Below are 23,360 nucleotides of genomic sequence, written 5' to 3' on the forward strand. Positions count from 1 at the left end.
GATCGCCGATCCGGTCGATCAGCCGTGGGGCTGGCGCGAGGCGTCGCTCACCGATCCTGCGGGGAACGCGCTGCGCCTCTACACCGCGGGCGAGCAGCGCCGCTTCCCACCGTGGCGGCTGTAATGCCGGGGCTCAAACACGAGAAGCTGTGCTTACCCCCGGTCGCGGGTGTCGACGAGGCGGGCAGGGGGCCGCTCGCCGGTCCCGTCGTCGCCGCGGCCGTCGTGCTGCCGGCCAGGGGCATCCCGCGCGGTATCAACGATTCGAAGAAGCTGCCCGCGGTCGAGCGTCAGCGGCTGCACGACCGGCTGCTGGACTGCGCGATCGTTGGCATCGGCGTGGTCGAGGCGGAAGAGATCGACCGGCTCAACATCTACTGGGCGACGATGAAGGCGATGACGCTCGCGGTCGATCAGGTGACGGCGCTGCTCGGCCGCGTGCCCGGCCACGTGCTGGTCGATGGCAACCGCCTGCCGCGCTGGAGCTATGCCGCAACGCCGATCGTCGGCGGCGACGCGGTCAGCACATCCATCGCCGCCGCCTCGATCGTCGCCAAGCACACGCGCGACCGGATCATGATCGCGCACGCGGAGGCTTACCCGCATTACGGTTGGCATTCGAACAAGGGCTACGGCTGCGTCGCGCACCTGCGCGCGCTGCGCGAGCATGGTCCCGCACCGATTCATCGCCGCAGCTTCGCACCCGTTGCGCAGGCCGAGCTGCCGTTCGCACGTCGCGGCGCGGCTGAGTCTTTCGGGCCACACCACAATAGCTAGAGTCTGCGAGCACTCGCTTGACTCAACATCTGGCCGCGGTCCGCTTCCGTTCCGCCGCGTTGACGAAGTCTCAACCATCTTCGTCAACAAAGTGTGCTTGACGGAGTCCTGCTTTCCCGCACGATAGGGGTCGTTCAAGGGGGCCTGGGTGATGGGTGTGTTAACAAAGGTCGCGCCGACCGGGCGCGCGGCTGACGCGGCGGAGTCGGCACTTCCGCTCGACCAGATCGTGATGGGCGATTGCGTCGCGGCGATGCGCGCCATGCCCGCGAAGTCGGTCGACATGATCTTCGCCGATCCGCCCTACAACCTGCAACTCGGCGGCGACCTAAACCGCCCCGACGGTTCCCACGTCGACGCGGTCACCGACGATTGGGACAAGTTCGACAGCTTCGCCGCTTATGACGCGTTCACCCGCGCGTGGCTGACCGAGGCGCGCCGCATCCTGAAGGACGACGGCACGCTGTGGGTGATCGGTAGCTACCACAACATCTTTCGCGTCGGCGCGGCGGTGCAGGACCTCGGCTACTGGATCCTCAACGACATCGTCTGGCGCAAGGCCAATCCGATGCCCAATTTCCGCGGCACCCGCTTCACCAACGCGCACGAGACGCTGATCTGGGCGTCGAAGGGCGAGAAGGCGAAATACACCTTCAACTATCGCAGCATGAAGACGCTGAACGACGAATTGCAGATGCGCTCCGATTGGGAATTCCCGATCTGCGGCGGGCAGGAGCGATTGAAGAAGGGCGGGGTCAAGGTCCATCCGACGCAGAAGCCCGAGGCATTGCTGTACCGCATCCTGCTTGCCTCGACCAAGCCCGGCGATGTCGTGCTCGACCCGTTCTTCGGTACCGGTACCACCGGCGCGGTCGCACGACGGCTCGGGCGGCGCTGGATCGGGATCGAGCGTGAGCTAGGTTACGTCGATGCCGCGATGGAGCGGATCGCCGCGGCGCTGCCGCTCGACGAATCCGCGCTCGCCACCATGCAGAGCCCGAGGAGCGCGCCCAAGGTCGCGTTCGGCGTGCTGGTCGAAAACGGCTATCTGAACCCTGGCACAATGCTGTTCGACGCCAAGCGCCGGTTCACCGCTACCGTCCGCGCCGATGGCAGCCTGCTTTCGGCGTGCGGCGCCAGCGGATCGATCCACAAGCTCGGCTCGGCGGTACAGAATGCGCCCGCGTGCAACGGCTGGACCTTTTGGCACCAGGAGGTCGACGGCGCGCTACAGCCGATCGACGCGGTCAGGCAGACCTACCTGCTCGCCACCCAGCCGTAGAGATCCGCGATGCACCTGCGCCCGGTACAGTTCGTCGACACCCCCGCTGCACACGACGACGGCGAGGTCGCGCGGCTCGCGGGCGGGATGCAGTGGTTTGGCGCCTATGAGGTGCTCGACGCTGGGCGGCGCTTCACCGTGCCGGTGTCTGAAGTTGGCAAACTGGGTGACCGCGCCGCGACGCTCCACGCGCGCGTCACCGCGCCGCGGCCGGCGTGGCAGCTTGGGTCTCGCACGCTGCGCTTCGACCAGCCGCAGGTCGCCGGCATCCTGAACGTTACCCCCGACAGCTTCTCCGACGGCGGCGCGCGCGTCGATGATCCCGCGGCTGCTGCGGCGGCCGGCGTCGCGATGGCGGGGGCGGGCGCGGCGCTGGTCGACGTCGGCGGCGAATCGACGCGGCCAGGTGCCGCACTGGTGTGGGAAGAGGACGAGGCGCGGCGTGTCACGCCCGTCGTCGAGCGGCTTGCCAGCGCGGGCGTGCTCGTCTCGATCGACACGCGCAAGGCGGTGGTGATGGAGGCCGCACTCGCGGCGGGTGCGGCCATCGTCAACGATGTCGCGGCCTTGTTGTGGGACGATCGCGCGATCGAGGTCGTTGCGCGCAGCGGTGCGCCCGTCATCCTGATGCACTCGCCCGATCCGAAATCGGGTCCGCACGGTGGGCCGGGCTACGCCAATGTCGTGACGGAGGTGTTCGACTGGCTGGAGGCGCGCGTCGACGCGGTGGTGGCAGGCGGCGTCGATCGTGCGCGGATCATGGTCGATCCCGGCGTCGGTTTCGGCAAGTCGCTGTCGGACAATCTCGCGCTCCTCAACAACCTGACCATCTTCCACGCGCTCGGTTGCCCGATCATGCTGGGTGCCAGCCGCAAGCGGCTGATCGGCGCACTGTCGAACGAGGCGCCGGTGGCCGAACGGCTGGGCGGATCAGTCGCGCTCGCGTTAAAGGGGGCGGAAGCCGGCGTGCAATTGTTGCGCGTCCACGATGTGGCGGAAACGGTGCAGGCGCTGCGCGTCTGGCGGGGCCTGCGCGACCGCGCGCTCGTCAGCTAGCCGGCCACACAAGTTGGCTGCGGTCTTGCCGCCTGGTTGTCGCTTTCCGATCGGGCCGTTTCAATACGTTTCTGCGAGCGTCCAACGGCAATAAGCATGCATCCGATTGCGCGTCCGCCGGTTATGGGCGCGTCATGATCGTCACCTCCGTTCCCCGCGCCAAGCAGATCTTCCGTGAAGTCTGGAAACCGCTCACCGTCCTGTTCATCTGGGACGTGATCGTCACGATCATCTACATGCGCTTTCCTTTCCGCGCGCCGTCGCTGCCGTTGACGCTGTTCGGTTCAGTGCTGGCGCTGTTCCTCGGCTTCCGCGTCAACTCCGCCTACGACCGCTGGTGGGAGGCGCGCACGCTTTGGGGCGCGATGATTAACGCGTCGCGCAATATCGCGCGTGCGGCGCGCAACTTCCTGCCCGACCCGCAAGCGCGTGACATGATCCGCACGATCGTCCTGCGCCAGATCGCCTACGTCAACGCGCTGCGTTGCCAGCTGCGCAAGCAGCCGGTCGACGAGGTCGTGCTGAAATATCTTTCGGAGGACGAGGCGCATCCTTCGCTCAAGCGGACCAACGTTGCCAACGGCCTGCTCGACGGCACCGGTCGCCGCATCGACATCGCGCGGCAGAACGGCTGGATCGACACCATCCAGCAGACGCAGATGGAGGCGGTACTGGTCGACATCGCCAATGCGCAGGGCGGCATGGAGCGGATCAAGAACACGCCGCTACCGAACCAGTACCGCTTTCTGCCGACGCTGTTCACACACGTCTTCGCGATCCTGCTGCCGATCGGGCTGGTCGAGACGCTCGGCTACGCGACCCCGCTCGGCTCGACAGTGGCGAGCCTCATGTTCCTGGCCGTGCTCGCGATCGGTGAGGATCTGGTCGATCCGTTCGCCAACACCGTTCACGACGTGCCGCTGACGGGCATGTGCCGCACGATCGAGATCGACCTGCTGCAATCGATCGGCGACGAGGCGCCCAAGCCGCTCCAGCCCGAGAAGGGCGTGCTCTGGTAAGCTAGAGCGTGTAGCCGCCGTCGCACACCAATGTCGCGCCGGTGATCAGCGCCGCGGCGTCGAACAGCAGGAAGGCGACCTGCGCCGCGATCTCCTCAGGCTTCGCATAGCGGCCAAGCGGAGTCGCCATCGCCGCCAGCTCCGCGAAGGCTGCATCGCGCCCGATCTCGGCGGCGCGGTCCGCGAACATCGGCACCGCGTCCCACACCGGTGTCTCGACGCCCGCTGGTGCGACCGCGTTGACGCGGATACGATCGGGCGCTCCTTCCTTGGCCGCGACCTTGACCAGGTGGAGCAACGCCGCCTTCGACGCGCCGTACGCGGACACACCCGCCTCGGGCTTGATTCCAGCGGCCGAACTGGTCGCGACGATCGCCCCGCCCGTATCCTTCATCGCACGCATCGCGGCACGCAGCGTCAGGAACGCGCCATCGAGATTTACCGAGACGATCTGCTGCCACTCGGCAAGCGACAGGTCGGTGATCGCACCCGCGCCAGCCACCCCCGCGTTGACCACCGCCGCGTCGATCCCGGCGAGCAGCGGCGCCGCGCGGTCCCATAGTGCCTCGTCACGCACATCGCCGGCGATGCGATCGATCGCAACAGGCAGATCGACCCGCGCCAGCGCGGCATCATCGCGGTCGACCAGCACCAGCCGCTCCGCGCCGTGCGACGCGAAATGCTGCGCGCAGGCGAGCCCGATGCCGGAGCCTGCGCCGGTGATGAGGATGTGCCTGGCCATGCCGACGATCCTAGCAGCCGGTCACGCCGCACTGTCGATCCCCAATTCGCTCAACTTGCGGTACAAGGTCGACCGCCCGATCCCCAATCTCCGCGCGACCTCGGTCATCCGCCCGCGATAATGCCCGATCGCTAGGCGGATTACGTCGGCCTCAATCTGCTCAAGCGGGCGCAGATTGCCATCGGCCAGGAACAGCGTCACGCCGCCCGATTGCGCGACCGGCTTGGTCCCGCGCATCGCGCGCCCGCCCAGTTGCGCGATCTGTGGGAAGTCGGCGCGGGTCAGCGCGTCGCCCTCGCACAGCACCGCGGCGCGGAACAGCGCGTCCTGCAACTGCCGCACGTTGCCTGGCCAGTGATAATCGACCAGCAGCGCCAGCGCATCGTCGGTGATCCCCAGTTCGCGCAAGCCCGGCTGCCCGGCTATCCGCGCGAGCAGGTGGCGTGACAGCGCGGGGATGTCGCCCGGCCGCGCGCGCAGCGGCGGGATCGCGACCTGCACGGCGTTCAGCCGGTAGAACAGGTCCTCGCGCATCCGCTCGGCCTCGACCTCCTCGGCCAGATTCTTGTCGCTCGCCGCCAGCACGCGCACGTCGACCTCGCGCGGGTGGCGCGCGCCGATCGGGTGGACCTCACCGGTTTGCAGCACGTGAAGCAGCTTTGCCTGTGCGTCGAGCGGGATGGCGTCGACATGGTCGAGGAACACCGTGCCGCCGTCCGCCTCGACCAACTTGCCGATCTTGCGTTCGAACGCGCCGGTGAACGCGCCTTTCTCGTGCCCGAACAGCTCGCTCTCGATCAGATTGGCAGGCAGTGCGCCGCAGTCGATCGTCACCATCGGCGTGCGGGCACGCGGGGACGCGTTGTGGATCGCCTCCGCCACCACTTCCTTGCCGACGCCCGCCTCACCCTCGATCAGCACGCAGACACGCGCGCGCGCCGCCTTGGCCGCGATGGCGAGCGCGGCGCGGAATTCGGGCGCGGAGCCGACGATCTCGTCGAAACCGAGCATCGCGGGGATCTTCTCGGTCAAAGGGCGCAGCTCGCCGGTCGCGCTGCCGGCAACTGCCGCGTCGAGTGCCTGGAGCAGCCGCTCGGGCGCGAGCGGCTTGACCAGGAAGTCGGTCGCGCCCGCGCGCATCGCCGATACGGCGTGCGCGACCGATCCGTTCGCGGTCAGCATCAGGATCGGCAACGACGGGCGATTGGCGCGCAGCTCCGCGATCAGCGCGGCGGCTGCGGCATCGTCCGACCAGTGATCGAGCAGGATCGCGTCGAGCTGCATGCCCTCGTGCGTGCCCAGCATCGCCAGCGCCATCTCACCGTCGTTCGCGAACAAGGTGCGCCATCCGCCGCGCGCGGCCAGCGCCGCGACCAGCCGCCGCTGCGCCGGTTCCTCATCGATCAGCATCAATAGGCGCTGCCCGTTGCGCGTCATTCTCTCGTCCCCGACCGGTTTTTCGAGCATGTAAATAGCGTAATGGAGTAAAGCTGAGCTTAAACCGTCCCATGATTAGACATGCCGGCGCGCGCAGATCGCCCGTTGCCAGCGCGCGTAGGCGTGCATAGGGTCGGACCTGAAACGACATCGTTAGAAGAGGACCCTCATGGCTGCCCTACCCTCGGAGATGAAGGCGCGCGTCTCGACCTACGATCGCGTAATCGGGATGCTGAAATGGGGCGCGGTGGCGTGTTTCATCATCGCCTTCTTCGTCATCTGGCTGATCGCCTGACGCGATGAAGATCGCGGTCCTGGCCGAGGGGGCGGACGGCGAGCGCCGCGTTGCTGCGACGCCGGAGACGGTGAAGAAGTTCGCCGCTTTGGGCGCCGAGGTTGCGGTAGAGGCGGGGGCTGGTGCGCGGGCGTCCTATGCCGACGACGACTATGCCGCGGCGGGTGCGATCGTCGGCGATCGCACGGCCACGGTCGCGGGTGCGGACATCCTGCTCGGCGTACAGGGCCCCAACGTCGCGACGATCGCGGGCGCGGCACCCGGCGCGTGGATCGTCGCCGGCCTCAATCCCTTTGGTGAGCGCGCGCGGGTCGAGAGCTACGCCGATGCGGGGTTCGAGGCGCTGGCGATGGAGTTCATGCCGCGCATCACGCGCGCGCAGTCGATGGACATCCTGTCGTCGCAGTCGAACCTGGCAGGATACAAGGCGGTGCTCGACGCCGCGGCGGAATATGGCCGGGCCTTTCCGATGATGATGACCGCGGCGGGCACGGTCAGCGCCGCCAAGGTGTTCGTGATGGGGGTCGGCGTTGCTGGCTTGCAGGCAATCGCGACCGCCCGTCGTCTGGGTGCGCAGGTGTCGGCGACCGACGTTCGTTCGGCCACGCGCGAGCAGATCCAGTCGCTCGGCGCCAAGCCGATCTTCGTCGAGCATGTGAAAGGCATCGAGGGCGAAGGTTCGGGCGGCTACGCCGGGGAAATGTCGCCCGAGTATCAGGCGGCGCAGGCCGAGCTCGTCTCCGCGCACATCGCGAAACAGGACATCGTCATTACCACCGCGCTGATCCCTGGTCGGGCGGCGCCACGGCTCGTCAGCGATGCGCAGCTGGCGACGATGCGGCCCGGCAGCGTTATCGTCGACCTCGCGGTCGAGCAGGGTGGCAATGTCGAGGGCGCGGTCGCGGGCGAGATCGTGACGCGCCACGGTGTGAAGATCATCGGCCACCGGAACGTCGCCGGCCGGCTCGCCACCGACGCATCGGCGCTATTCGCGCGCAACCTGTACAATTTCCTCTCGACCTTCTGGGACAAGGAGCAGGGGCGCCCGGTGCTCGACGAGGAAATCGGCGACGCGGTGCGGCTGACCAAGGGCGGGCAGATCGTGAACCAGCGGCTTCTCGGTGCGTGACCCGCGCTGCCCTACATGCGCGCCACGCTGCATGGCGGATGCACGGGCCGATGGTCACGGTTCCTCGCGCGCACATGCGTTGGGGTGTGACCTTTGTGACTTTCCGGCGCTAACCATTCGGGGGTGAGAAGATGGACTTCGTTGCGATCCTGTCGATCTTCGTGCTGGCGTGTTTCGTCGGCTATTACGTCGTCTGGTCGGTGACGCCCGCGCTGCACACGCCGTTGATGGCGGTGACCAACGCAATCTCCTCGGTCATCATCGTCGGCGCGCTGATCGCGAGTGCCGCGGCGGGGAGCACGGGCTCCAAGTGGCTGGGGCTTCTGGGTGTCGTGCTCGCCAGCATCAACATCTTCGGCGGATTCGCGGTCACCAGCCGAATGCTGGCGATGTACAAGAAAAAGGAGCGGCCCGCGGTCGCCAAGCACTGACACGCGCCGCCCGCGACCACGCGGTCGGGTGACGGAATAATCGGGGGAGCAAGGGCAAGTGGAACAGGTCGCGGTCAATCCCTGGGTGGCGCTCGCCTACCTCGTCTCGGGCGTGTGCTTCATCCTGGCGCTGCGTGGCCTCTCCAGCCCGACGACCAGCCAGCGGGGTAACCGCTACGGCATGATCGGAATGGGCGTAGCGGTCGTGACCACGCTTCTGACGCACGTTCCCACAGTGTCGCTGATCGTCGAAGGTGACGATTACGCGGCGATCTTCTCGCGCGTCGACAAGTCGGCGGTGTTCGAGATTCTCGCCGCCATCGGTGTCGGCGCTGCGATCGGCATCGTCACCGCGCGCCGGATCGCGATGACCGCGATGCCGCAGCTCGTCGCCGCCTTCCACAGCCTCGTGGGTATGGCCGCGGTGCTCGTCGCGGTCGCCGCGTATCTCAACCCGGTCGCGTTCGGGATCGCCGATGTCGTGACCCCGCTGATCGGGCAGCCGTTCGCGGTCATTCACGCGCTCAGCCGGATCGAGATGATCTTAGGGGTAGCGATCGGTGCGATTACCTTCTCGGGTTCGGTGATCGCCTTCCTCAAGCTCAACGGCAACATGGGTGGCGCGCCGATCCTGCTGCCCGCGCGCCACGCGATCAACCTCGGCGTTGGCCTCGCCATCGCGTGGTTCGCGTTCCATTTCTGGCTGACGCAGTCGCCGTTCGACTTCTGGCTCGTCGTGCTTTTAAGTTTCGCGATCGGTTTCCTGCTGATCGTGCCGATCGGCGGCGCGGACATGCCGGTCGTCGTCTCGATGCTCAACAGCTACTCGGGCTGGGCGGCGGCGGCGATGGGGTTCACACTCCACAACACCGCGATGATCATTACCGGCGCGCTGGTAGGCAGCTCGGGCGCGATCCTGAGCTACATCATGTGTCGCGCGATGAACCGTTCCTTCATCAGCGTGATCGCGGGCGGCTTCGGCCAGAGCGCCGAGGCGGGCAGTGGCGGCGGCGCCAAGGTCGATCGCCCTTGGAAGCGTGGCTCAGCCGAGGATGCGGCCTTTCTGATGAGCCAGGCCGAACAGGTCATCATCGTACCCGGCTACGGCATGGCGGTGGCGCAGGCGCAGCACGTGCTGCGCGAGATGGCGGACAAGCTCAAGGAACACGGCGTCCGCGTTAAATACGCGATCCACCCGGTCGCGGGTCGTATGCCCGGCCACATGAATGTCCTGCTCGCCGAGGCGAACGTGCCATATGACGAGGTGTTCGAGCTTGAGGACATAAACTCCGAGTTCGCACAGACCGACGTGGCGTTCGTCATCGGCGCGAACGACGTAACCAACCCGGCAGCGAAGATCGACAAGACCTCGCCGATCTACGGCATGCCCGTGCTCGACGTGGAAAAGGCCAAGACCGTGTTGTTCGTCAAGCGCAGCATGGGCGGCGTCGGCTACGCCGGCGTCGACAACGACGTCTTCTACATGGACAACACCATGATGCTGCTCGCCGACGCGAAGAAGATGGTCGAGGAGATCGTGAAGTCGCTTGACTGACGATTTGCTCCATTATGGCGGCTTTCTGCGCGTGATGGAGCGTTTCGCGTTACCTTGGTGTCATCGTCACGGATCACGGGAGGTCAGGACATGAGAATGGGCGCAGACCGTGCCGATGCGCGGGCAGGATGGGAGGCGGCGTTCTCCGCTGACCTCGCCGCCCGTTTCGATGTGGTCGTCATCGGCCGCGGCGCGCGTGACGCCGATGCCCGCTCCGCCGCGCTCGACGCGCTGGGCGCGCGGGTAACTAGCGAGCTGCCGCTCGACAGCGACCGGTCGGCCTTGACCGAGCACGCGGGCCATCCCGTGCTGATCGTCGACCTGACCGCGCAAACGACGATGCCGGTCGACGTGCTTGAGCGTATCGACGAGCTTGCCGCCATGCGTGCATGGCCGCTGGTCGTCGCCTTTACGCCCGAACAGCTCGACCCTGTCGCCGCAATCTGCGGCCGCTCCAACACGCACCTGCTATGCGCGCCCGAGGTGTCGGAGTGGATCGCGACGCTCGCGATCGCGGCCGAGGGTGACGCCGCCCCGGGCTTGAGCGAACGCGTCGGTGAGAGCGAGTCGGCGCGGCTACACCGGCTGAACGCCGAAGTCGCGCGGATCGCGGAGGTGGTCGCGCGGCTCAGCCGGCAGAGCGAGGCGACGAGGCGGCGACAGGACGACGGTCGCACTTCCTCGTTCACGACGGCGACACCCGATTACGACATCTCCGCCGCGCAGGTGCGAGAGGTCATCCGAGCGCGCCGGCTGCGCGACCGCTTCTTCGAAGGCGGATTATTCGAGGACCCGGCGTGGGACATGCTGCTCGACCTGCTCGGCGCGCAACTCGAACGCGGCCAGGTGTCGGTATCGAGCCTGTGCATCGCGGCCGCGGTGCCGCCGACAACGGCGCTGCGCTGGATCAGCAAGCTGACCGACGCCGGCCTGATCGAGCGCGAGGCCGACCCGTTCGACAAGCGACGCGCATTTCTCAAATTGTCGCCACAGGGCGGCCACGCGATGCACCGCTATGTCGCCGCGGTGCGCGAGACAAAGCTGCCGTTCGTCTAGGACTGGCTGCGATTGCAGTCGTTCTCGGTATGCGTGGGGCGGCATTCGATCGAGCGAGGTCATTCGGTCGCCCTGAGTCGAAGGCCTGAGTATTACAGGCGCCCGGACCTTTCTTGCTGCGTCCGTGCAGCACGCGCGATATCGCGCAATGCGCGCCCAGCGCGCCCGACGCTCACCAACAGCGAAGCGTGCTGCTGACAAACGTATGCCGGACCTGATGACACGAGGTCGCAATCATTCAGTTGCATGACGGCGATAAGTCGGACCGATTGATTGCGCATCTGACTGCCAGATGCAGGACGAAGTTGGCGGAGCGATCGATGATCGGCCACCACGCACTGCGCCCTGCGATCTTACCGCCTCAAGCGTCGATCGACCCGCCAAGGCTCGCGTTGACGACACCGCCATCGACCGCGATCGTGTCGCCGATCACGTAGTCACCTGCGCGGCTGGCGAGGAAGATTGCGGTGCCCGCCATATCCTCGTCGACGCCGATCCGCTGCGCCGGAATGCGCTTCGCCACCGCGTCGCCGTGGTCGCGGGCTGCGCGGTTCATTTCGCTCGCGAACGCGCCCGGCGCGATCGAGGTGACGTTGATCGCGTCCTTGACCAGTTCGGCCGCCATCCGCTTGGTCAGGTAGATCAGCGCCGATTTCGACGCATGATAGCTGTACGTGTCCCAAGGGTTGAGCCGCAGCCCGTCGATCGACGTAATGTTGATCACCTTGGCAGGCCGCTCGTGACTCGCCGCTGCCTTGAGCAGCGAATGCAGCGCCTGCGTCAGGAAGAAGGGTGATTTGACGTTCAGGTCCATCACCTTGTCCCAGCCGCTCTCGGGAAACTCCACGAAGGGTGCGCCCCAAGCGGCGCCCGCATTGTTGACCAGAATGTCCAGCCGCTGCTCGCGCTCGGCGAACTTCGCCGCCAGATCGCGGCAGCCTTCCACTGTCGATACGTCGGCGGGCAGGCTGATGCACTTGTCGCCCAGCTCCGCCGCGGTCTCGTCGCACGCCGGCGCCTTGCGGCTCGATACGTAGACGGTCGCGCCCTGCGCGATGAAGCCGGCGGCAATCATCTTGCCAATGCCGCGGCTGCCGCCGGTCACCAGCGCGACGCGGCCGTCCAGACGGAACAGCTTGCTCGTATCCATCACCTAATCCCTTTTTTCTGATGATCGGCCCAAACGCGGTCAGCCGCCGCGCTTCATCGTCTCGCGTGCGATGATGATCTGCTGGATCTGACTCGTGCCCTCGTAAATGCGGAACAGCCGCACGTCGCGGTACAGCCGCTCGATCCCGTAATCGGCGATATAGCCCGCCCCACCGTAGATCTGCACCGCGCGGTCGGCGACGCGGCCGACCATCTCGGAGGCGAAATACTTCGCCGCGGCGCTCTCCATCACCACGTCCTTGCCCTCGTCCTTCGACTTGGCGGTTTCCAGCACCAGCGCGCGCGCGGCGAGCGCCTCGGTCTTGCTGTCGGCGATCATCGCCTGGATCAGCTGATGATCGGCGAGCGGCTTGCCGAACTGGCGGCGCTCGGCGGTGTAGGCGACGCAATCGGCGATCAGCCGCTCGGCGACGCCGACGCAGACCGCGCTGATGTGCAACCGTCCGCGGTCGAGCACGCGCATCGCGATCTTGAAGCCTTCGCCCTCCGCACCCAACCGGTTGGCGACTGGTACTGCGACATCGTCGAAATTGACGTCGGCGACCTTGGCGCCCTTCTGCCCCATCTTCTTTTCGGGCTCGCCGATCGTCACACCGGCGAGCGCCTTGGGCACCAGAAACGCCGACACGCCGCGCGCGCCGGGCTCGTCGCCGGTGCGTGCCATCACGGTGAACAGGTCGGCCTTGTCGGCATTGGTGATGTAGCGCTTGGTGCCCGTCAGCCGGTACACGTCGCCGTCGCGCACCGCGCGCGTCTTCACGCTGCCGGAGTCGGACCCGACATCGGGCTCGGTCAGGGCGAAGCTGGTGACGATCTCGCCGCTGGCGATCCGCGGCAGCCACTCGCGCTTCTGTTCCGGGGTCCCCGCCATCACCAGCCCTTGGCTGCCGATCCCGACATTGGTGCCGAAGGTCGACCGGAACGCCGGGGTCGTGCGCCCCATCTCGATCGCGACCTTGGCTTCCTCCAGCATGGTGAGGCCGAGCCCGCCATACTCCTCCGCGATCGACAGGCCGAACAGCCCCATCTCGCGCATCTCCTGCACGACTGCATCGGGGATGGCGTCGTTCGCCTCCACCTCGCCCTCGAGCGGGCGCAGCCGGTCGGCGACGAAGCGGCGCAGATGGTTGATCAGCGCGTCGAAGGTTTCGGTGTCGAGAGCCATGTCCTGCCCGCCGTAAAGAAGCTTCCGCGCTCTATCGTGCGATGTCGGGAGAGACAAGGCCGGCAAACCGAACATTCGAACTGTCGTGAGTTGACGGGCAAATGCCCCATACTATGATGCTGAAAAACGCCGGCGCGACCTGGCAAGAGGAGAGTGGAATGCGGTTGCAGGGCAAGCGTGCGGTCGTAACGGGCGGCGCATCGGGCATCGGTCGCGCAACCGCGCTCCGGCTGATCGAGGAGGGTGCCGAGGTGTGGATCGGCGACATCGACCGCGCCGCGGGTGAGGAGCTTGCCGCGACATCGAACGGGCGCATCCGCTTCCAGCACACCGACGTGACCAGCGCCGATGCGATCGCCGCGCTGCTCCAGTCCACTCATGAGGCTGGCGGGCTCGACATCCTGTTCAACAACGCGGGCGCCGGCGGCGCGCGCGAGGCGATTGACGCGATCACGACCGAGGACTGGGACCATACGCAGGCGCTGCTGCTGCGCTCGGTCGCGCTCGGTATCCGCTACGCCGCGCCGATGATGGCGAAGCGCGGTGGCGGCGCGATCATCAACACGTCGAGTGTCTCGGCGCTGGGCAGCGGCTACGCGCCGACGGCTTACTCGACCGCGAAGGCAGGCGTGCTCCACCTGACCAAGCTCGCCGCCGCGGATCTCGCGCAGCACGGCATCCGCGTCAACGCAGTCGTGCCGGGCTTCATCACCACCAACATCTTCACGCGTCACCTGGGCGTCACCGAGGAAAAGCGCGCGCGAGCGAACCAGGCGATCGCGGGCATGGCCGCGCACGCGCAACCGGTGAAGCGCGCCGGGCGGCCCGAGGATGTCGCGGCGGCGGTCGCGTATCTCGCCAGCGATGACGCGAGCTTCGTCACCGGTACCTCGATCGTCGTCGACGGCGGCCTGACGATCGGCACGCGCGCGAGCTGGGACGCGACGCAGCCGTCGCTATTCGCCGCGCTGGACGCGTTTCAGTGACGCGGGCCGCCGCACCGGCCGGTGCAAGCAGCGCGCCCAAACTGCGCCGGCTCACCCCCGCGACGATGGCGAGCTACGGCGTGGGTGCGGCGGCTTACGGGGTGAAGGACTCGGGCTTCGGCACGTTCCTGCTGTTGTTCTACAACCAGGTGGTCGGCGTGTCTGCGGCAACCGTCGGGCTCGTCATCATGTGCGCGCTGATTATCGACGCGTTCGTCGACCCGACCGTGGGGTTCTTCTCCGACCGCACGCGCACGCACTGGGGCAGGCGCCATCCGTGGATGTATGGGGCCGCGTTGCCGATCATGCTCGGCTGGCTGATGCTGTGGAACCCGCCGCAGGCGTCGGAGCAGGTCGTGTTGGGCTGGCTCTTCGTGGTCGCGGTGCTCGTCCGCTCGGCGGTCAGCGCGTACGAGGTGCCGAGCCAGGCGCTCGCCGCCGAACTCTCGGGCGATTATGACGAACGCACGCGCATCATGGCGTACCGCTACCTGTTCGGCTGGGCGGGCGGGCTGCTGATGCTGGTGAGCGCGTATGTCCTGTTCCTGGCGCCGACGCCCGATTTTACAAACGGCCTGCTCAACCGCGCCGGTTACAAGGGGTTCGCAATCGCGGGCGCGCTGTTCATGGGCGCGACGATCCTCATCTCGGCAGTGGGCACGCACAAGGAAATACCGAACCTGCCGAAGCCACCGGTGGAGCGGCAGTCGCTCGCCGACAACTTTCGCGAGATGCGCCAGACGGTGAAGAACCGCGCCTTCGCGATCCTGATGCTCGCCGGGCTGTTCGCCTACACGTCGCAGGGCATCACCTATGCGATGACCAACTATCTCTACAGCTACGTGTGGGGTCTGCGCGGCTTGGCGTTCGTGTGGCTGAGCGTGTCGTTATTCGCGGGTGTCGCGATCGCCTTCGTTGCGGCACCGCGCATCGGCGCAATCGGCAGCAAGCCGCTCGGGGCGGCATCCGCGGCGCTGCTCGGCATGGCGATCGGCACGACGCCTTACTGGCTCCGCCTGGCCGGCCTGTTCCCGCCGGTCGGCGCGCCGGTCACGCTGCCGCTGCTGTTCACCTTCGCCGCCGCTGCCACCGCGTGCGGCGTCACCGCCTTCATCCTCGGCGCCTCGATGCTCGCCGACGTGGTCGAGGATTCGGAGATCACCACCGGTCGGCGGTCGGAGGGCGTGTTCTTCTCCGGCGGTTTCTTCATCCAGAAATGCACCAGCGGCGTCGGCATCTTTCTCGGCGGATTGATCCTGACCGCTGCGAACTTTCCGGCCAAGGCGCAGCCCGGACAGGTGCCGGTCGCGGTGCTCGACCGACTGACGCTGATCTACGCGGGCTGCTACGTCGTTCTCGGCTGCCTCGCCGCCTTCTTCTATTCACGCTTTCCGTTCGGCCGCGCCGAGCACGCACTGCGCATGGAGCGACTGACCGGCGCGTCGGTGGTCGACGCTGCCCCGCGCGAACCCGTCGCCTGATTCGACACGAAAAAAGGTCAGTGTTTCTGCGCGTTTGATACGCCGAAATGCGGCTCATCGCCGCGCTTACTCACTTCATCGGAAAAGGTTCCGCAGGCGTTTGTTCTTTCGAAAACGCTTCGCTAGCTGAACCTCAAGTTACTCATTTGACCGGGGGGTCATCCCTTGAACGTGAAGAATTTCGCAGCGCGCTTTGCGCTGGTGGCCTCGTGCGCCCTGATGACGGCGGTTCCTGCTTCGGCGAAGGTCCTGCAGTGCGTGCCGTTCGCGCGCGAGGTGTCGGGCATCGACATACGCGGTAATGCGAACACCTGGTGGGGTCAGGCAGCGGGCCGCTACGATCGCGGCAACACACCGCAGGTCGGTGCGGTGATGGCGTTCAAGGCGACCGCGCGGATGCGTGTCGGTCACGTCGCGATGGTCAGCCGGATCGTCAACGATCGCGAAGTGCTGCTGACCCACGCCAATTGGTCGACTCGCGGCGGAATCGAGCGCGACGTGCGCGCGGTGGACGTGTCGCCCGCGGGCGACTGGAGCCAGGTGCGCGTCTGGTATGCCGCCAACCACGATCTCGGTACGTCAGTGAACCCGGTGGCAGGTTTCATCTACGCGCACGGTTCGCGCAGCGTCGCGCCGGCTGTTGAAGAGCCGGCCATGCCGACCGTCACCATCGCCACCAACGCGCCGGTTCACGTAACCGGCGGCGTCGCGATCAACTGATCGCGTTCAGGCGGGGCGAAACGTCATCGCCACGCCGTTCATGCAATAGCGCAGGCCGGTCGGCTTCGGACCATCGTCGAACACGTGACCCAGGTGCCCGCCACAGCGCGGGCAATGCACCTCGGTCCGGACCATCCCCAGCGTCGAATCGCGCCGCGTCGCGACCGCACCCTTCAACGGCGCCCAGAAGCTCGGCCAGCCGGTGCCGCTCTCGAACTTGGTCTTGCTCGAATAGAGCGGATGCGCGCAGCCCTTGCACGCGAAGATGCCGGCGCGATGTTCGCTGTTGAGTGGGCTGGAATAGGGGCGTTCGGTCCCTTCCTCACGCAGCACCTGATAGGCCGCGGGACCTAACTGCGCGCGCCACTGCGCATCGGTCTTGGTCACGGGGAAATGCTCGGCTGCGGCGGCCGAGCGCGCGCCGCACGCCATCAGCGTGGTGGCAGCGGCACCGATGCCGGTGAGAGCAAGGAAGCGGCGGCGATCGACAGGCTGGTATGTCATGCAACCTATGTAAGTCGTCGTGACGCTGCCGCCATAGGAAGCGCGCGTTGTGTGTAGTCGGCGATTTTGTGCTAGCGGAACGCCGATGCTCGACCTCGAGGCCTCGACCACGTTGATCGCGCGCATGGGTGCGCATGCGCGCGACGCCGCCGGCGTGCTGGCGAGCGCGCCCGATGCGCGTCGCGCCGACGCGTTGCGGTACGCCGCGCGGGCACTCAGCGCATCCAGCGATGCAATCCTCGCCGCCAATGCGATCGATGTGGCGCGCGGACAGGATGCCGGGCTGTCGGCGGCGATGCTCGATCGTCTTCGGCTCGACGCCGCACGGGTGGAGGCGATCGCCGCCGGCGTCGCCGCGGTCGCCGAGCTTGCCGATCCGGTCGGGCAAGTGATCGACGCGGCGACCCGGCCCAACGGGCTTGAGCTGTCGCGGGTGCGTGTGCCGATCGGTGTCATCGGTATCGTCTACGAAAGCCGCCCCAACGTCACCGCCGATGCGGCGGCCTTGTGCGTGCGTTCGGGCAATGCAGTGATCCTGCGCGGCGGGACGGAGGCGATCGAGAGCAATCGTGCGATCCACGCCGCCCTCATCGACGGGCTGATGCAGGCGGGGCTCCCCGCCGAGGCGGTGCAACTGGTGCCGACGACCGACCGTGCCGCGGTCGGCGCGATGCTCGCCGCTGACGGGTTGATCGACCTCATCATCCCGCGCGGTGGCAAGAGCCTGGTCGCGCGCGTTCAGGCCGAGGCGCGCGTGCCGGTGCTGGCGCACCTCGACGGGATCAACCATGTCTTCGTTCACGCCTCTGCCGACCCGCAGATGGCGCGCGGTATCGTGCTCGACGCCAAGATGCGGCGCACCGGCATCTGCGGCGCGATGGAGACGCTGCTGATCGATCGCGAGTTCGTCGATTCCGTGATGTTGGTCGAGGCATTGCAGCAGGCCGGATGCGAGGTGCGCGGCGATCCGATCGAGGCGTCGATCGGCGAGATCGTGAAGCCCGTTGCTTCGTCCGATTGGGACACCGAATATCTCGACGCGATCTGCTCGGTCGCGCTGGTCGACGGCGTCGATGCGGCGCTGGCGCACATCGCGCGCCACGGTTCGGGCCACACCGACGCGATCGTCGCCGCCGACGAGCGCGTCGCGGAGCATTTCCTCGCCCGCTGTGACAGCGCGATCGTGCTGTGGAACGCTTCGACGCAATTCGCCGATGGCGCCGAGTTCGGGCTGGGTGCCGAGATCGGTATCGCCACCGGGCGGCTGCACGCGCGCGGGCCCGTCGCGCTCGAAGGGCTGACGACGTACAAATGGGTCGGTCGCGGCAGCGGGCAGGTCCGCGGTTGACCAGATGGTGCAGGCGGCGATGACGCGCCGCATCGGCCTGCTCGGCGGATCGTTCAACCCGGCGCATTCAGGGCACCGCCGCATCTCGCTCGCCGCGATCGAGGCATTAGGTCTCGACGAATTGTGGTGGCTCGTCTCGCCGGGAAACCCGCTCAAGCCCACCGCGGGCATGGCGCCGTTCGCCGCGCGGCTCGCCTCGGCACAGATGATGGCGCGGCGCAGCCTTATTCGCGCGACCGACGTGGAGGCGCGGCTCGGCACGCGTTATACCGTCGATACGCTGCGCGTTCTGACTCGCCGCTACCCGCGCGACCGCTTCGTCTGGATCATGGGCGCGGACAATCTGCTGCAATTCTCCGCCTGGCGGCGCTGGCGCGAGATCGCGCGCACGATGCCGATTGCGGTTGTCGCGCGCCCCGGATATGATGCACGCGCTATGGCGGCCCCCGCGATGGCGTGGCTCAGGCGCTTCGCTCACCCGTCTGCCTGTGCCAGGGACTGGACCGACTGGAGTGTGCCGGCACTGGTGCTGCTGCGTTTCCGCCCGGACCCGACCTCCGCGACGCTGAAACGCGCCGCCGACCCGCATTGGCATGAACGGTTCATGCCGCACAAAGACTCTGAGAAAGACATGGCACCAACGGTTCGTGCCTCCCATATCTTCAACTGAACCGGCAAACCTTAGGAGCAACCTTGCCCGCCACTCACGTTGCAAACCGATCGCTCGATCCCGACCATGTCGAGGCGCTGCATCGGCTTGTTCTCCAATCGCTCGACGACGATCAGGCTGTCGACACGATCACGATCCCGCTCGCGGGCAAGTCGTCGATCGCAGACCACATGGTGATCGCGTCGGGCCGCTCGACGCGGCAGGTTGCCTCGATGGCGGCGAAGCTCGCAGAGAAGATCAAGGCTGAAACGGGTCGTTCCGCGCGGATCGAGGGATTGCCGACCGCCGACTGGGTGCTGATCGACGCGGGCGACGTGATCGTCCACCTGTTCCGGCCCGAGGTGCGCACCTTCTACAATCTGGAACGCATGTGGTCGTTCGGCGACGCGCCCGCGGCGCCCGCCGACACCGGGGCGCCTGCATTGGGGAACGCCTGACCTGCTGCTCCACATTGTCGCGCGGGGCCGCATCGGCCGCTCGCCCGAGGCGGAGCTGGTCGAGCGCTACCTGAAACGGATCGCCTGGCCGACGCGGGTGACCGAGCTGCCAGATATGGGCGGGCGTGAGCCCGACCGCGTCGCGCACAGCCGTCGCGTGCTGCTCGACGAGAAGGGCGAGGTGCTCGGCTCGACCGCTTTCGCGCAGACGCTCGGCCGCTGGCGCGACGACGGCGTGCGCGAGGCGAGGTTTCTGCTCGGCGCCGCCGACGGTTTCGGCGACGCCGAGCGCTCGGAGGCCGATTTGCTCGTCTCGTTCGGGCGCGCGACCTGGCCGCACCTGCTCGCGCGCGCGATGCTCGCCGAACAGCTGTTCCGCGCGACCAGCATCCTCGCCAACCATCCCTATCACCGCGAGGGTTAGGGCGTGCGTCGGCTCCTGTCGGCGGTTGCCGCGCTGTTGCTCAGTGGAAGCCTGCTCGGGCTTGTCGCACAGGCGACCGCGGCACCCGAACTGACGACCAGCGCCGCGCTACGCACCGCCCGCGCGAACCGCACCGCCGCACAGGCGCGCGCCGCGCAGGCCGATCGCGCCGCCGCCGCGACCGGCAACCCGACCCGCCGCGCGCGCTTCAGCGAGGCTGCGTTGGAGGCGCGGGTCGAGGTAGCCGAAGCCGAGATCGCGCTCGCCGATCTTCGCGCCGCCGCGACCGACAAGGCACTCGCCGGACAGCGCGAACAACTCGCCGCGCAGCAGGGACCGATCGCACGATTGTTGAGCGGCTTGACCGCACTCGCGCGCCGCCCCGCCGCGATCGCGATCGTTCAGCCGGGCAGCCTCGACGATCTGGTTCACGTGCGCGCGGTGCTCGACGCCGCGTTGCCGGTGGTGCGCCGGCGGACTGCCGCGATCCGCAGCGAGTTGGCGCAGACCCGCGCGCTTCACGCCAGTGCGGCGGCCACGCAGGCGGAACTCGGCGCCGGGCGCACGCAGCTGCTGGATGCACGACGCGCCCTCGCGGCGCTGCGCGACGAGCCGCTCGACGCCGGTACCGCGTCCGACCGCGCGTTGGCTCTGGGAGAGCGCGCGCGCGATGCGGTCGACCGCCTGCGCGGTGCAGGTGATGCGCAGGCGACGCTCGCCAGCCTGGTGTCGCTGCCCGGCCCGCCGATCCCGGCGATGTCGGCCGAGATGGCGGCGCCTTACCGCCTGCCGGTGAAGGGGCGGCTCGTGACCGGCTTCGGTGAGCTGTCCGACAATGGCGTGCGCGCGCGCGGGCTGACCTTCGCGGTCGCGCCGGCCGCGTGCGTCATCGCTCCCGCGGCCGGGCGGATCGTCTTCGCGCAACCATTTCGCGGTTTCGGCACGATCGTTATCATCGATCACGGGCAAGGTTGGGTCACGCTGCTGGCCGGGCTTGCCCAGCTCTCGGTCACGCGCGAGCAGCAGGTCGCGGCCGGCGCGCTGATCGGTGTGGCGGGGTCCCCAAAGGCTGGCGACGAGGCGCCGCAGGTCACCGTGGAGCTGCGCCGTCGCGGTCGCCCGGTCGACCTCACCCTGCTGATCTGACGCGGGAACCGGCGCAGGTCCGCTCAGCCGCGGTTAAGCCCCGTGCTGCTTTGATACACCTCGGTTTTCCGCTACACCGCCGTCCCTACGCCCTCGAGGATCAAGCGCTCACCGCATGAAGTCGAAACTGCTCCAGGCCACGGCACTCGTCGCCACGGTCGCGCTCGTGCCGGTCGCCACCGGCGCGATGGCCGCGGCCGACACCAGCACCTACCGCGAACTCGACAAGTTCCTCGACGTCTACAACCGCGTAAAGGCGGATTACGTCGACAAGGTCACCGACGAGCAGCTGGTAAAGGGCGCTATCGACGGCATGCTCGCCGCGCTCGACCCACATTCCAGCTACGTCGACGCGTCCGATTTCGACAACCTGCGCATCATGACGGAGGGCAATTACGGTGGTCTTGGCCTGACCGTCTCGATGGAGGATGGCGCGGTCAAGGTCGTTGCGCCGCAGGAGGATACGCCCGCGGGGCGCGCTGGGATCAAGTCGGGCGATTACATCACCCACATCAACGGCAAGCTGATCTACGGCGGCACGCTCGACGAGGCGACGTCGCAGATGCGCGGAAAGCCCGGATCGAAGGTGACGCTGACGCTGATCCGTCCAGGTCGCGACAAGCCGATCGACGTCACCCTGGTACGCGAGGTGATCGTCCAGCGTCCGGTCAAATGGGAGGTAAAGGGCGATGTCGGCTACATTAACATCAACACCTTTTCCGAGAATACCGGCGCGGACACGCGCGCGGCGATCATGGGCATCGACAAGGCGCTGGGGCATAAGCCGCTCGGCTACGTGGTCGACCTGCGCGAGAACGGCGGCGGGCTGCTGACGCAGGCGATTGCGGTCAGCGACGCGTTCCTAGACCACGGCGAGATCGTCTCGCAGCGCGGGCGCGACAAGGCCGATATCGAGCGTTACTTCGCCAAGCCCGGTGATGATGCCAAGGGGCTGCCAGTTGTCGTGTTGACCGACTCAGGCACTGCGTCGGCCAGCGAGATCGTCGCGGGCGCGTTGCAGGATCATCACCGCGCGCTGATCATGGGCGAGAAGACGTTCGGCAAGGGTTCGGTGCAGACGCTGCTGCCGCTCGGGCCGCGCACCGCGCTGCGCCTCACCACCGCGCGCTATTTCACGCCATCGGGGCGCAGCGTGCAGGAGGGTGGGATCGAACCCGACATCCGCGTGCCGCAGCTGTCCGACCCCGATTACAAGACACGCCCCGTGTTCCGCGAGGCCGATCTGCGCCGCCACCTGATTAACGAGATCAAGTCGCCCGACAATGCGGTGCTGGAGGAGGACACCAAGGAAGACCCCCGCTTCACCGCCACGCCGGCGAGCCTTGAGAAGCAAGGAATCAAGGACTTCCAGCTCTGGTATGCGCTCAAGACCGTCGCGCGGCTCGGCGGCGCGCAGCAGGTCGCTGCGGTCACCGCGTCGATGGCGAAGCCTGCACCCGGCGCCACCCCGACGCGCGCGCCCGGAACCCCGCGCAAGTGACCGCGATCCTCAACGCCTCGCAGCGCCGCGCGCGCATCCTCGCGTTCCTCGTCCCCGCCGCACTGCTCGCGGGGGCCTGGAGTTTCCAGCTGATCGGGCATCTTTACCCGTGCGAGATGTGCCATTGGCAGCGGTGGCCGCATTATGGCGCGCTCGTGCTCGCCGTCCTGTCGTTCGTCGCGGGCGGCGCGCGGACGAAGGCGACGCTGGTCGCCGGCGCCGCGGCGCTGATCGCGATCTCTGGGCTGATCGGCGTCTTCCACGCCGGGGTCGAATATCATTGGTGGCAGGGGATCACCGCCTGCACGATGACGATCAGTGGTGCAGGGCGATCGACCGACGCGATGTTGAAGGATCTGCTCGCCGCCCCCATCGTTCGATGTGACGCAGCGCAGTGGACGCTGTTCGGTGTTTCGCTCGCAGGGTGGAACGCCGCGGTGTCGCTCGTCGGTGCTGGCGTGATCGGCTGGCTGCTCAGGAGGCGTGTATGACGTGGAAGCCTGGTGATCGTCCCGCGAAGAGTGAGTCGATGATCCGCGTCGATCAGGCGGGCGAGTTCGGCGCGACGCGCATCTATGCCGGGCAACTCGCGGTGATGGGCCACCGCACCGCAGTCGCGCGCGAGATCGCGGGCATGGCGTTGCAGGAGGAAAAGCACCGCGCTTTCTTCGACCGCATGATCGCGGAGCGCGGCGTGCGCCCGACGCTGCTCGCGCCGTTCTGGGACGCGGCGGGCTTCGCGCTCGGCGCGGTGACCGCCGCGATCGGGCCCAATGCGGCGATGGCGTGCACGGCGGCGGTCGAGACCGAGATCGACAAGCATTACGAGGATCAGCTCGCCGAACTGGGCGACAGCGATCCCGAGCTGTCCGACGCGATCCGCGAGTTTCAGGCCGAGGAGCTCGAGCACCGCGACACCGCGCTAGCGCACGGGGCCGAGCAGGCGTTCGGCTATCCGATCATGTCGGCTGCGATCCGGCTCGGCTGCCGCGTCGCAATCGCCGCAGCGAAACGTATCTGAGGAAGGCT

The 23,360-nt window shown here is 67.5% G+C and carries 25 protein-coding genes and 1 pseudogene; 21 read left to right on the forward strand and 5 right to left on the reverse strand.

Annotated features, from left to right (window positions below; translation table 11 throughout):
- The 5 genes and pseudogenes from QZ847_RS08150 to QZ847_RS08170 form a co-directional block, all read left to right on the forward strand.
- Positions 1 to 124: pseudogene (locus QZ847_RS08150) on the forward strand (bifunctional hydroxymethylpyrimidine kinase/phosphomethylpyrimidine kinase); the annotation flags it as partial.
- Positions 124 to 777 (forward strand): ribonuclease HII, encoded by a 654-nt coding sequence (locus tag QZ847_RS08155; RefSeq protein ID WP_294355255.1) that lies wholly within the window; start codon positions 124 to 126, stop codon positions 775 to 777. The pseudogene QZ847_RS08150 and the gene QZ847_RS08155, both read left to right, overlap by 1 nt.
- A 151-nt stretch (positions 778 to 928) precedes the next feature.
- Positions 929 to 2,059, forward strand: coding sequence for a site-specific DNA-methyltransferase (locus QZ847_RS08160; protein ID WP_294355258.1), 1,131 nt, complete (start codon positions 929 to 931; stop codon positions 2,057 to 2,059).
- A 9-nt stretch (positions 2,060 to 2,068) separates the two neighbouring features.
- Complete coding sequence (gene folP / locus QZ847_RS08165; protein ID WP_294355260.1) at positions 2,069 to 3,115, forward strand: dihydropteroate synthase; 1,047 nt, start codon at positions 2,069 to 2,071, stop codon at positions 3,113 to 3,115.
- Between the two features lie 134 nt (positions 3,116 to 3,249).
- On the forward strand, positions 3,250 to 4,134 hold the full coding sequence (locus QZ847_RS08170; RefSeq protein ID WP_294355262.1) for a bestrophin family protein: 885 nt from the start codon (positions 3,250 to 3,252) through the stop codon (positions 4,132 to 4,134).
- Between the two features lies 1 nt (position 4,135).
- On the opposite strand, the gene QZ847_RS08175 is transcribed toward QZ847_RS08170, so the two are convergent.
- Together QZ847_RS08175 and QZ847_RS08180 are read right to left on the reverse strand one after the other, a co-directional pair.
- Positions 4,136 to 4,876, reverse strand: a complete 741-nt coding sequence (locus QZ847_RS08175) for an SDR family oxidoreductase (RefSeq protein WP_294355264.1) — start codon at positions 4,874 to 4,876, stop codon at positions 4,136 to 4,138.
- A 21-nt stretch (positions 4,877 to 4,897) separates the two neighbouring features.
- Positions 4,898 to 6,313, reverse strand: a complete 1,416-nt coding sequence (locus tag QZ847_RS08180; protein WP_294355271.1) for a sigma-54 dependent transcriptional regulator — start codon at positions 6,311 to 6,313, stop codon at positions 4,898 to 4,900.
- Positions 6,314 to 6,482: 169 nt separating this feature from the next.
- Between QZ847_RS08180 and QZ847_RS08185 the strand changes: the two genes are divergently transcribed.
- From QZ847_RS08185 to QZ847_RS08205, 5 genes are all read left to right on the forward strand, one after another.
- On the forward strand, positions 6,483 to 6,608 hold the full coding sequence (locus tag QZ847_RS08185) for an aa3-type cytochrome c oxidase subunit IV (RefSeq protein ID WP_245708525.1): 126 nt from the start codon (positions 6,483 to 6,485) through the stop codon (positions 6,606 to 6,608).
- Between the two features lie 4 nt (positions 6,609 to 6,612).
- A complete protein-coding gene (locus QZ847_RS08190; protein WP_294355274.1) occupies positions 6,613 to 7,737 on the forward strand; it encodes an NAD(P) transhydrogenase subunit alpha in 1,125 nt (374 codons plus the stop codon).
- A 131-nt stretch (positions 7,738 to 7,868) separates the two neighbouring features.
- Complete coding sequence (locus QZ847_RS08195) at positions 7,869 to 8,168, forward strand: NAD(P) transhydrogenase subunit alpha (protein WP_019516324.1); 300 nt, start codon at positions 7,869 to 7,871, stop codon at positions 8,166 to 8,168.
- Positions 8,169 to 8,226: 58 nt separating this feature from the next.
- Positions 8,227 to 9,723: an NAD(P)(+) transhydrogenase (Re/Si-specific) subunit beta gene (locus QZ847_RS08200; protein WP_294355277.1), complete on the forward strand. Its 1,497-nt coding sequence runs from the start codon at positions 8,227 to 8,229 to the stop codon at positions 9,721 to 9,723.
- A gap of 90 nt (positions 9,724 to 9,813) precedes the next feature.
- The gene (locus tag QZ847_RS08205; RefSeq protein ID WP_294355279.1) at positions 9,814 to 10,779 is read left to right on the forward strand and encodes a winged helix DNA-binding protein; all 966 of its coding nucleotides are present in this window, start codon (positions 9,814 to 9,816) and stop codon (positions 10,777 to 10,779) included.
- A gap of 361 nt (positions 10,780 to 11,140) precedes the next feature.
- Here the strand turns inward: QZ847_RS08205 and QZ847_RS08210 are convergent, their stop codons facing one another.
- Positions 11,141 to 11,929 (reverse strand): SDR family oxidoreductase, encoded by a 789-nt coding sequence (locus tag QZ847_RS08210; RefSeq protein WP_294355282.1) that lies wholly within the window; start codon positions 11,927 to 11,929, stop codon positions 11,141 to 11,143.
- A gap of 39 nt (positions 11,930 to 11,968) precedes the next feature.
- Positions 11,969 to 13,114, reverse strand: a complete 1,146-nt coding sequence (locus tag QZ847_RS08215) for an acyl-CoA dehydrogenase family protein (protein ID WP_294355284.1) — start codon at positions 13,112 to 13,114, stop codon at positions 11,969 to 11,971.
- Positions 13,115 to 13,272: 158 nt separating this feature from the next.
- Between QZ847_RS08215 and QZ847_RS08220 the strand changes: the two genes are divergently transcribed.
- The 3 genes from QZ847_RS08220 to QZ847_RS08230 all read left to right on the forward strand — a co-directional run bounded on the left by QZ847_RS08220 (position 13,273) and on the right by QZ847_RS08230 (position 16,301).
- Positions 13,273 to 14,100 carry an SDR family NAD(P)-dependent oxidoreductase gene (locus tag QZ847_RS08220; protein WP_294355288.1) on the forward strand — a complete coding sequence of 276 codons (828 nt, stop codon included), beginning with the start codon at positions 13,273 to 13,275 and terminating at the stop codon, positions 14,098 to 14,100.
- Positions 14,097 to 15,581 carry an MFS transporter gene (locus tag QZ847_RS08225; RefSeq protein ID WP_294355291.1) on the forward strand — a complete coding sequence of 495 codons (1,485 nt, stop codon included), beginning with the start codon at positions 14,097 to 14,099 and terminating at the stop codon, positions 15,579 to 15,581. The genes QZ847_RS08220 and QZ847_RS08225 overlap by 4 nt, the downstream gene beginning before the upstream one ends.
- 219 nt (positions 15,582 to 15,800) lie before the next feature.
- On the forward strand, positions 15,801 to 16,301 hold the full coding sequence (locus QZ847_RS08230; RefSeq protein ID WP_294355292.1) for a CHAP domain-containing protein: 501 nt from the start codon (positions 15,801 to 15,803) through the stop codon (positions 16,299 to 16,301).
- Between the two features lie 6 nt (positions 16,302 to 16,307).
- Here QZ847_RS08230 and msrB read toward each other — a convergent pair whose 3' ends face one another.
- Positions 16,308 to 16,805, reverse strand: a complete 498-nt coding sequence (gene msrB, locus QZ847_RS08235; RefSeq protein WP_294355295.1) for a peptide-methionine (R)-S-oxide reductase MsrB — start codon at positions 16,803 to 16,805, stop codon at positions 16,308 to 16,310.
- Between the two features lie 85 nt (positions 16,806 to 16,890).
- Here msrB and QZ847_RS08240 point away from each other — a divergent pair, with 85 nt between their 5' ends.
- From QZ847_RS08240 to QZ847_RS08275, 8 genes are all read left to right on the forward strand, one after another.
- Positions 16,891 to 18,153, forward strand: a complete 1,263-nt coding sequence (locus QZ847_RS08240; RefSeq protein WP_294355297.1) for a glutamate-5-semialdehyde dehydrogenase — start codon at positions 16,891 to 16,893, stop codon at positions 18,151 to 18,153.
- A 19-nt stretch (positions 18,154 to 18,172) separates the two neighbouring features.
- Positions 18,173 to 18,823, forward strand: a complete 651-nt coding sequence (locus QZ847_RS08245) for a nicotinate-nucleotide adenylyltransferase (RefSeq protein ID WP_294355300.1) — start codon at positions 18,173 to 18,175, stop codon at positions 18,821 to 18,823.
- Positions 18,824 to 18,846: 23 nt separating this feature from the next.
- On the forward strand, positions 18,847 to 19,260 hold the full coding sequence (gene rsfS / locus QZ847_RS08250; RefSeq protein WP_294189929.1) for a ribosome silencing factor: 414 nt from the start codon (positions 18,847 to 18,849) through the stop codon (positions 19,258 to 19,260).
- Position 19,261: 1 nt separating this feature from the next.
- A complete protein-coding gene (locus QZ847_RS08255) occupies positions 19,262 to 19,684 on the forward strand; it encodes a 23S rRNA (pseudouridine(1915)-N(3))-methyltransferase RlmH (protein WP_294355383.1) in 423 nt (140 codons plus the stop codon).
- Between the two features lie 3 nt (positions 19,685 to 19,687).
- Entirely contained in the window at positions 19,688 to 20,830 is a 1,143-nt protein-coding gene (locus QZ847_RS08260) for a peptidoglycan DD-metalloendopeptidase family protein (protein ID WP_294355303.1), read from the forward strand.
- A gap of 115 nt (positions 20,831 to 20,945) precedes the next feature.
- Positions 20,946 to 22,331, forward strand: coding sequence for a S41 family peptidase (locus QZ847_RS08265; protein ID WP_294355306.1), 1,386 nt, complete (start codon positions 20,946 to 20,948; stop codon positions 22,329 to 22,331).
- Positions 22,328 to 22,822, forward strand: coding sequence for a disulfide bond formation protein B (locus QZ847_RS08270; RefSeq protein WP_294355308.1), 495 nt, complete (start codon positions 22,328 to 22,330; stop codon positions 22,820 to 22,822). The genes QZ847_RS08265 and QZ847_RS08270 overlap by 4 nt, the downstream gene beginning before the upstream one ends.
- Positions 22,819 to 23,352: a demethoxyubiquinone hydroxylase family protein gene (locus QZ847_RS08275; RefSeq protein ID WP_294355309.1), complete on the forward strand. Its 534-nt coding sequence runs from the start codon at positions 22,819 to 22,821 to the stop codon at positions 23,350 to 23,352. Before QZ847_RS08270 ends, QZ847_RS08275 begins: the two co-directional genes overlap by 4 nt.
- Positions 23,353 to 23,360: the final 8 nt, after the last annotated feature.

This window comes from uncultured Sphingomonas sp. (genome assembly GCF_913778135.1).
GTDB lineage: Bacteria > Pseudomonadota > Alphaproteobacteria > Sphingomonadales > Sphingomonadaceae > Sphingomonas.

Excerpts from the sequence above, each read along its gene's own strand:
- QZ847_RS08155 (WP_294355255.1), top strand. The coding sequence starts at position 124 with ATGCCGGGGCTCAAACACGAGAAGCTGTGCTTACCCCCGGTCGCGGGT.
- QZ847_RS08160 (WP_294355258.1), top strand. The coding sequence starts at position 929 with ATGGGTGTGTTAACAAAGGTCGCGCCGACCGGGCGCGCGGCTGACGCG.
- folP (WP_294355260.1), top strand. The coding sequence starts at position 2,069 with ATGCACCTGCGCCCGGTACAGTTCGTCGACACCCCCGCTGCACACGAC.
- QZ847_RS08170 (WP_294355262.1), top strand. The coding sequence starts at position 3,250 with ATGATCGTCACCTCCGTTCCCCGCGCCAAGCAGATCTTCCGTGAAGTC.
- QZ847_RS08175 (WP_294355264.1), bottom strand. The coding sequence starts at position 4,876 with ATGGCCAGGCACATCCTCATCACCGGCGCAGGCTCCGGCATCGGGCTC.
- QZ847_RS08180 (WP_294355271.1), bottom strand. The coding sequence starts at position 6,313 with ATGACGCGCAACGGGCAGCGCCTATTGATGCTGATCGATGAGGAACCG.
- QZ847_RS08185 (WP_245708525.1), top strand. The coding sequence starts at position 6,483 with ATGGCTGCCCTACCCTCGGAGATGAAGGCGCGCGTCTCGACCTACGAT.
- QZ847_RS08190 (WP_294355274.1), top strand. The coding sequence starts at position 6,613 with ATGAAGATCGCGGTCCTGGCCGAGGGGGCGGACGGCGAGCGCCGCGTT.
- QZ847_RS08195 (WP_019516324.1), top strand. The coding sequence starts at position 7,869 with ATGGACTTCGTTGCGATCCTGTCGATCTTCGTGCTGGCGTGTTTCGTC.
- QZ847_RS08205 (WP_294355279.1), top strand. The coding sequence starts at position 9,814 with ATGAGAATGGGCGCAGACCGTGCCGATGCGCGGGCAGGATGGGAGGCG.
- QZ847_RS08210 (WP_294355282.1), bottom strand. The coding sequence starts at position 11,929 with ATGGATACGAGCAAGCTGTTCCGTCTGGACGGCCGCGTCGCGCTGGTG.
- QZ847_RS08215 (WP_294355284.1), bottom strand. The coding sequence starts at position 13,114 with ATGGCTCTCGACACCGAAACCTTCGACGCGCTGATCAACCATCTGCGC.
- QZ847_RS08220 (WP_294355288.1), top strand. The coding sequence starts at position 13,273 with ATGCGGTTGCAGGGCAAGCGTGCGGTCGTAACGGGCGGCGCATCGGGC.
- QZ847_RS08230 (WP_294355292.1), top strand. The coding sequence starts at position 15,801 with ATGACGGCGGTTCCTGCTTCGGCGAAGGTCCTGCAGTGCGTGCCGTTC.
- msrB (WP_294355295.1), bottom strand. The coding sequence starts at position 16,805 with ATGACATACCAGCCTGTCGATCGCCGCCGCTTCCTTGCTCTCACCGGC.
- QZ847_RS08240 (WP_294355297.1), top strand. The coding sequence starts at position 16,891 with ATGCTCGACCTCGAGGCCTCGACCACGTTGATCGCGCGCATGGGTGCG.
- QZ847_RS08245 (WP_294355300.1), top strand. The coding sequence starts at position 18,173 with ATGACGCGCCGCATCGGCCTGCTCGGCGGATCGTTCAACCCGGCGCAT.
- QZ847_RS08265 (WP_294355306.1), top strand. The coding sequence starts at position 20,946 with ATGAAGTCGAAACTGCTCCAGGCCACGGCACTCGTCGCCACGGTCGCG.
- QZ847_RS08275 (WP_294355309.1), top strand. The coding sequence starts at position 22,819 with ATGACGTGGAAGCCTGGTGATCGTCCCGCGAAGAGTGAGTCGATGATC.